Annotated in this window: 4 protein-coding genes and 1 pseudogene; 2 read left to right on the plus strand and 3 right to left on the minus strand. The window is 37.9% G+C overall.

What is annotated here, in order from left to right; translation table 11 throughout:
• Positions 1-900 precede the first annotated feature (900 nt).
• The 3 genes and pseudogenes from Q0X66_RS15295 to Q0X66_RS15305 form a co-directional block, all read right to left on the minus strand.
• A complete protein-coding gene (locus tag Q0X66_RS15295) occupies positions 901-1,488 on the minus strand; it encodes a Maf-like protein (RefSeq protein ID WP_297707885.1) in 588 nt (195 codons plus the stop codon).
• A 4-nt stretch (positions 1,489-1,492) separates the two neighbouring features.
• Positions 1,493-1,972, minus strand: a pseudogene (locus tag Q0X66_RS15300) (HAD hydrolase family protein); the annotation flags it as partial.
• Positions 1,963-2,724: a Rossmann-like and DUF2520 domain-containing protein gene (locus Q0X66_RS15305; RefSeq protein ID WP_297707887.1), complete on the minus strand. Its 762-nt coding sequence runs from the start codon at positions 2,722-2,724 to the stop codon at positions 1,963-1,965. The pseudogene Q0X66_RS15300 and the gene Q0X66_RS15305, both read right to left, overlap by 10 nt.
• Before the next feature lie 140 nt (positions 2,725-2,864).
• Between Q0X66_RS15305 and ccsA the strand changes: the two genes are divergently transcribed.
• Both ccsA and Q0X66_RS15315 read left to right on the plus strand, forming a co-directional pair.
• Positions 2,865-6,038 (plus strand): cytochrome c biogenesis protein CcsA, encoded by a 3,174-nt coding sequence (ccsA, locus tag Q0X66_RS15310; RefSeq protein WP_297707890.1) that lies wholly within the window; start codon positions 2,865-2,867, stop codon positions 6,036-6,038.
• A 143-nt stretch (positions 6,039-6,181) separates the two neighbouring features.
• Positions 6,182-6,736 carry a hypothetical protein gene (locus Q0X66_RS15315; RefSeq protein ID WP_297707892.1) on the plus strand — a complete coding sequence of 185 codons (555 nt, stop codon included), beginning with the start codon at positions 6,182-6,184 and terminating at the stop codon, positions 6,734-6,736.
• The last annotated feature ends 315 nt before the right edge of the window (positions 6,737-7,051 follow it).

Raw genomic sequence — 7,051 nt, forward strand, 5'->3', positions numbered from 1 at the left:
AGTTTCCCTTGTTTAATTAGAATACTTACCACTACATCTTCAGACTTTCTTTCCTGATCAATCACAGTTACGTTCCTGATTAAGATATTTTCTAAATCAATTATCACATCCTGAGTTATCCCAAAAAAAGGAAGCATCATAAGCATTGTTATAAAGAGAAACTTAGGCCTTATCATTATGATCTATTTGTTATTAAAAACGAATCTTTATTTTATTCAACAGGTTTCGGCTGCGGTAATGTCCGGCTTCCATTCAGGACCTCTTCCCCCTGGTCTATACTATATGCAAAGTTACGGACCAGAAAACATCGGCAGGCAAGTCTTTAACGGTCAGAATTTACCGGATTTCCCAATCGTTCTTTTCAGGGATGAAGTTCACATAAATTGCGGCCTTCACCAGTAATCTGCCAACACCATATGCGACCTTTGTGTCGGTTTTTTCCGTGGGAACCGCGAAGGCCCCAATAACCAATAAAACCTGTCTCGCACTGAAATTTTAACTTTTTAAAATATTCACTCAAAAATCTGTTTCATTTTCGAAGATTAATGGATCTTCAATTAAAAATCAAAGATAAAATAATTTATATGTTTACACAGTCGGCTAAGGCATTTCCAATATTATTTAGGTCACTCTATTTTTCCTGAATTGCAATATTTGCATAAAGAATTATGCAGCATATAGGTAAATGTACTGTAACGCAAATTGCATTCTGCTGATTTGTTTAAACTTAGTTGGGATGTTTTATTAGTGAAGGCACTGACTGAATGACTAATAATTATTTCAAGGATTAGGAATGAACGTGCAATAACTGAGAGTAGTAACTTTTAATTGATAGTATAAAATTTTGATAAGTTTGTAGTCAAAATTGATCAACAGCGTCATATTCTGGAAGATATTCACTCAACCCATCATCTCCATTATGGTTTTATATACCAGTTGGGTAGGTAATCCCACAACATTGGTGTACGATCCTTTAATTTTCTCGATCCCAATTAACCCAATCCAGTCCTGGATGCCATATCCCCCGGCTTTGTCAAAAGGTTTACATTCTTTGATGTAATACCGGATCTCCTCGTCAGTCAAATCCTTGAACTTTACTTTTGTACTGCTACTAACCAATCGTTGATCATTGGTGCGGGTGAAACAAACCGATGTAATGACTTCATGCCAGTCGCCGGACATGGATCTTAACATTGAGTAGGCATCCTCTTCATTTTCGGGTTTTCCAAGAAACGTTTCCTTGTGCCAAACAACGGTATCTGAAGTGATCAACAAATCATTAGGCTTAAGATCTCCCAGAAATGGGGATGCTTTAAGTTTAGAAAGGAATTCAGCAATTTCGACACCCTTTAATTGTTCCGGATAAATTTCGTCAACAGGCTTCAGGCGAACTTCAAAATTGAGGCCAAGTTTTTTTAGGAATTCCTGTCTCCGTGGAGAAGAGGAAGCGAGAATAATATGGAATTTCTTTACCTTTTCAGTTAGCATAGTACTAATCGTTGGCTGCACTGAAATTAGTATACCAATCGCCACGCACTTTCAGGACCTGCTCAATCACATCTCTTACACATTCATCGCCACTAAACCTATGTGAAATATAATTGCTTATCTCTTTGACTTCCTGAACTGCATCCTGCGGACAAGCCGCGATAGCAACCTGTTTCATGGCCGGAATATCCGGTAGATCATCACCCATATAAAGTACATTTTCAGGATCTATCTTGTATTTAGACAAATACTCTTTTAAGGGTGCTTCCTTCATAGATGCTCCAAGGTAAACATCTGTTACGCCAAGCCCTTTCAGTCTTATGCTCACACCTTCATTTGTGCCCCCTGAAATTATGCAGACATTGTACCCTTTTTGAAGTGCCGTTTTCAGGGCATATCCATCTTTTACACTCATTTTCCGGAGTAGTTCACCTTCTGAGGTAATAAGGACATTGCCATCTGTGAATACACCGTCTACATCAAACCATATGTTTTTTGAATTGAATTGCTTATTACAGAATAGACCTCTTTGTGGTTTTTATTCTGAAGGCCTTTAATATGTTTTTCTATTGTACCGTTGTCATTTCGTCTCGCAGGACCAGTTTGGGCTTCCATTGGGTTAAGGGTTTTAATTTTAAGGGCCGTTTCCAGAATAAGGGGCTCCAATACTGCAAAGGAAATCTGAGATTTTTCGCAGATTTCTTGCCCTATTTGATACAAGTGGTTAGTAAAATTATTTACAAATACCGCTGCAAGATGTAAGTCTTTACGTTGCTTACTGGAAACTTCCAATACCGTATCAGAGATCTTTGAGGCCAGGTTTTTAAGGACTTTTAAATCATTTTTATTTTCGGCTTCAATACATATTGGAACCTTACTGAAATCAACTGCCCTGTTTGGACTGAAAGTTTGAAGAGGATAAAACACACCTCTTTTAACAGAAGGGGAAAGGGCGTTTATCGCTATACTCCCTGAGGTATGTACAACAATACCATTTTTTTGCTTAAGTAACTCAGAGACAGTTGCTATAGAATCATCACTTACAGCAATAATATAAACTGAGGCTTCCTCTATAGCATTGCTGTTTGTTGTGGTTGAGGTCTCCTTTTGGAAGTAAGAAAGTGCTGTTTTATTTCTTCCATAGACTTGTTTTATTTTGATATTCGCCTGATCCTTTAAGATATCAAACAGATGTTTGGCCAGATTACCGGTACCTAGAAGCACAATTGAAAGCATGATCAAAAATACAATATTTATAATGCCTAGCTTATCTAAAAAATTAACAATATTGTTTAACTTTTTAAAATGGCAAGTGTAAAGGTAAATCACAAAAAGGCCTTACTTTTGCCACCTGAAAACAAATTTATCTACTGAAGATGAAAGAGCTGTTCAAGAAATTTTTCTTTTCTACCCGTCTTATGGCTGTCCTTTTCATTGTATTTGCCACAGCCATGGCTTTTGGCACCTTCATAGAAAGTTGGTATAGCACGGAAACAGCTCGTATCTGGATCTACAATGCGACCTGGTTTGAATTGATTATGGTCTTTTTTGTAATCAATTTTATTGGCAATATTTATCGTTATCGACTGCTGCGTAAGGAAAAATGGCCGGTTCTGACCCTGCACATCTCGTGGATCTTAATTATTGTGGGTGCCTTTGTTACCAGATATATCAGTTTCGAGGGCATGATGCCAATTCGGGAAGGCCGAACAGAGAATGTTTTCTATTCAGACAAAACCTTTCTTACCGTATTTATTGATGGCGATATAGATGGGGAGCCCAAACGAAAGATTCTTGAAGACGACCTTATCGTAACTCCCGAAGCCATTAAATCTAACTTGCCCTGGACCTCAGATTTTAACGGACAAGAAGTTACGATTGCGTATGATGGTTTTGTTAAAGGTGCCAAAAAAGCCTTAATTCCGGATAATAGCGGAAGCTATTACCTGAAAATCGTGGAAGCCGGTGATGGCAACAGGCATGAGCATTATCTGGAAAATGGGAAAATAGCGAATATCCATAACATACTGTTTTCATTGAACAAGGAAACTGAGGGCGCTGTAAACATAATTGCCACGGACAGTTTATATCAAATTAAATCGCCTTTCGAAGGAAGCTTTATGCGAATGGCCGACCAATTCAGGGGCATAGTTGTGAAAGACAGTTTACAGCAGCTTCAATTGCGCTCACTTTACACTATGGGGGGGATGCAATTTGTTTTACCGGAACCGCTTGTTCAGGGTTCATACGGGGTTGTAGCTGTACCCGAAAATGAAATTACACAGGCTACACAGGACGCTCTGGTGCTTAACATCAGCAGTGAGGGTGAGACTATCACAAAAAAAATATTAGGCGGCAAGGGTTCGAGTGCATTCACAGAGAAATTTAAGGTAGGTGGGCTGGAATTCCGCCTGCGATATGGTTCCAAGGTTTATGAATTGCCTTTTCGCATTAAACTCAATGATTTTATTGCGGAAAAATACCCCGGAACTGAAAAAAGCTATGCTTCTTTTATGAGTAAGGTTACCGTGGAGGACGAAAGGCCATTTGATTACGATATTTTCATGAATAATATTCTTGATCATAAAGGCTATCGGTTTTTTCAGGCCAGTTTTGACCCGGATGAACGTGGAACCGTTCTTTCCGTGAATCACGATTTTTGGGGCACCTGGATTACGTATCTAGGATATTTTATGCTCTACATAGGACTAATGGGGATTATGTTTTTCGGAAAAACCCGTTTTAAAGACTTAACCAGGTCATTGGATAAATTGAAGAAACATAAGGCAATCGTTACTTTGCTATTTTTTATAGGTACGTTTAGCCTCTCAGCTCAGGGCAATACCCAGCAGATTGACCATGATCATCAAAATGAGGTAAGTCAGCAGCAGCTGGATTCCCTCTTAAAAGCTTCAACGGTTTCGAAAGAGCACGCTGCAAAATTCGGAGAATTGGTAGTACAAGATGATGGTGGGAGAATGAAACCACTGAATACCTTCTCTTCAGAATTACTTCGCAAACTAAGTTTTAAGGATACTTACAATGATCTTAATGCCGATCAGGTATTTTTGTCTATGATGCTAAATCCGGCCCTTTGGTATAATACCGAATTTATCGCCCTGGATAAAAAAGGACAGAATGATAGCCTGCGGAATATTATAGAAGTAGATGCGGCACAGCGATATGTGAAAGCTACTGATTTTTTTGACACCAAAGGATCCTATAAGCTCGCTCCATATTTGCAGGAGGCATATGCCACAAATACCCCGGACAAATTTCAACAGGATTATAAGGATATAGATTTGAGGCTCGGATTATTGAACAGGGCTTTGAGCGGTGAAATTATAAAAATCTTCCCCTTGTTAAATGATGAGAATAACAAATGGGTATCAGCCGTAGAGTACAGATCGGGCCAGTATCAGGTTACGGACTCATTGTATGCGAATTTTATCAAGAATTCCGTTCCTTACTATTTGGTTTCCCTTCAAAGTGCTATTGCCAATAACGATTATTCAGAAGCCGATAAAATATTAGCTGCGTTTCATCAGAATCAACAAAACCATGGCAGTGAGGTATTACCCTCGGAGAATAGGGTAAAGGCAGAAATTATTTATAATAAGCTGGATATTTTCAATCGACTTTACAAATACTATGCACTGGTTGGCATTCTTATGTTCTTTGTGCTGATCTTCCGTATTTTCAAGGAAAGGAAGGTTTGGAATATTATTACCTATTTCTTCAAAGGAGTCATTTACATATTTTTTATCTGGCATACATCCGGGTTAATTTTACGATGGTATATATCGGGTCATGCACCATGGAGTGATGCTTATGAAAGTATCCTTTATGTCTCCTGGGCAACAATGGGTATGGGTTTGTTATTGGGAAGGAAGAGCAATATGACCATTGCCGCTTCCGCCTTTGTTACTTCTATGTTATTGTGGATAGCACATCAGAGCTGGGTAGATCCGTCCATTGCTAATCTGGTACCTGTACTTGATAGCTACTGGCTTATGATCCATGTCGCAGTAATTGTTGGTAGTTACGGTCCGCTTACTGTTGGAATGATCCTTGGCATAGTGTCTCTTCTGTTAATCATACTGACCAATGCCAGGAACAAAAAACGTATGGAATCAAACCTGAAAGAACTTACCATAATAAATGAACTTTCTATTACCGTGGGTCTTATAATGCTTACAATCGGTAACTTCCTGGGTGGACAATGGGCCAATGAAAGCTGGGGGCGTTATTGGGGATGGGATCCCAAAGAAACCTGGGCCCTGATATCTATTATGGTCTATGCCTTTGTAATTCATACCAGATTGGTACCGGGTTTACGGAACAGATGGACATTTAATTTTCTAACTATCCTTGCTTTTGGAAGCATTATGATGACTTATTTTGGCGTTAATTTCTATCTGGTAGGACTACATAGTTACGCCAGTGGTTCCCAGGTCATAACCCCCACTTTTGTTTGGTATACGGTGTTTGGGGTGGCTGTATTAGGTGCAATCAGTTATTGGCGTTATAAACTGAATTACGCCAAATAAGAACGCTATGAAAATGCTCTGATACCGTACAAAGATTATCCGGCCATATTTTTAGTATGAATATCTGATTACTTTGGTGAGGTATAATTTGAATGTCCGATTTTTTAATAATTTTATAGAGATACCTCGAAATAACAAGCACTATGTCTAAGTTTAAGATGAAATGGAATTCAGATAAAATAGTGAGTCTCTCAGCAATGAGCATAAGTGTTTTAACCCTTATAATTTTTATATATCAGACCAATTTAATGAGTAAGCAAAATTATCTGTCCATTTTGCCTTATCTTCAAATATCCATCTCCAATGATAAAGCTAAAAACACTTTTTCACTAGATATTAAAAACCACGGTGTTGGCCCCGCCATCATTGAGTCTGTTATCATTTATTATAAAGGTGAAAAGCACGATCTTAGGGAATACGATAATGATTTATACAATTATCTCAAATCTGAAATGCCGGTTTTGGATAGTGTTAATTTTTTTTCTTCTTCCACACTGGATAGGGGGATAGCTATTCCTGCTAATTCCAATTATAACGTGTTTAAGGTATTTGAAACTGAAAAGGATTATGAATTGCTGACCAGCAGTATTGAGAACTTATTAAAGCAGGGACTGTATTATGAAATAACCTATCGTTCTATTCAAGACGAACGCTGGTTAATTCACAGTAATAGTGAAGGCCCAAAAAAGTTAGATTAGATAGTAATTTTCCGTCATACTCAAACGCATATGGCTGGTACTTAAGTTTGTATGTGCTTTGAAATCGTTTTTGTTCTTCAAAAAATAATTGCATCTTTGTTTAATCATGAAGTTATAGAAATTATGTTAGCTATAAATGTCTTTGCAGGGATAACCAGCATTTAGTCATACCAATCAGGTATGATGATGACATTCATTTTTCTTCTTTCAACATAATTTTTTATAAATGGCACATCAAAATAAACTTTCATTAAATAAGCTTTTCAAGAATTTTATTATTGCCGTAACCGGTAAGGAAACCGAATTTACAACCGG

The organism is uncultured Eudoraea sp. (assembly GCF_947260015.1).
Taxonomy (GTDB): Bacteria; Bacteroidota; Bacteroidia; order Flavobacteriales; family Flavobacteriaceae; genus Eudoraea.

Bases quoted from the DNA above. Each gene is read 5' to 3' on its own strand.
- ccsA (WP_297707890.1), top strand. From the start codon at position 2,865: ATGAAAGAGCTGTTCAAGAAATTTTTCTTTTCTACCCGTCTTATGGCT.
- Q0X66_RS15305 (WP_297707887.1), bottom strand. From the start codon at position 2,724: ATGCTTTCAATTGTGCTTCTAGGTACCGGTAATCTGGCCAAACATCTG.
- Q0X66_RS15295 (WP_297707885.1), bottom strand. From the start codon at position 1,488: ATGCTAACTGAAAAGGTAAAGAAATTCCATATTATTCTCGCTTCCTCT.
- Q0X66_RS15315 (WP_297707892.1), top strand. From the start codon at position 6,182: ATGTCTAAGTTTAAGATGAAATGGAATTCAGATAAAATAGTGAGTCTC.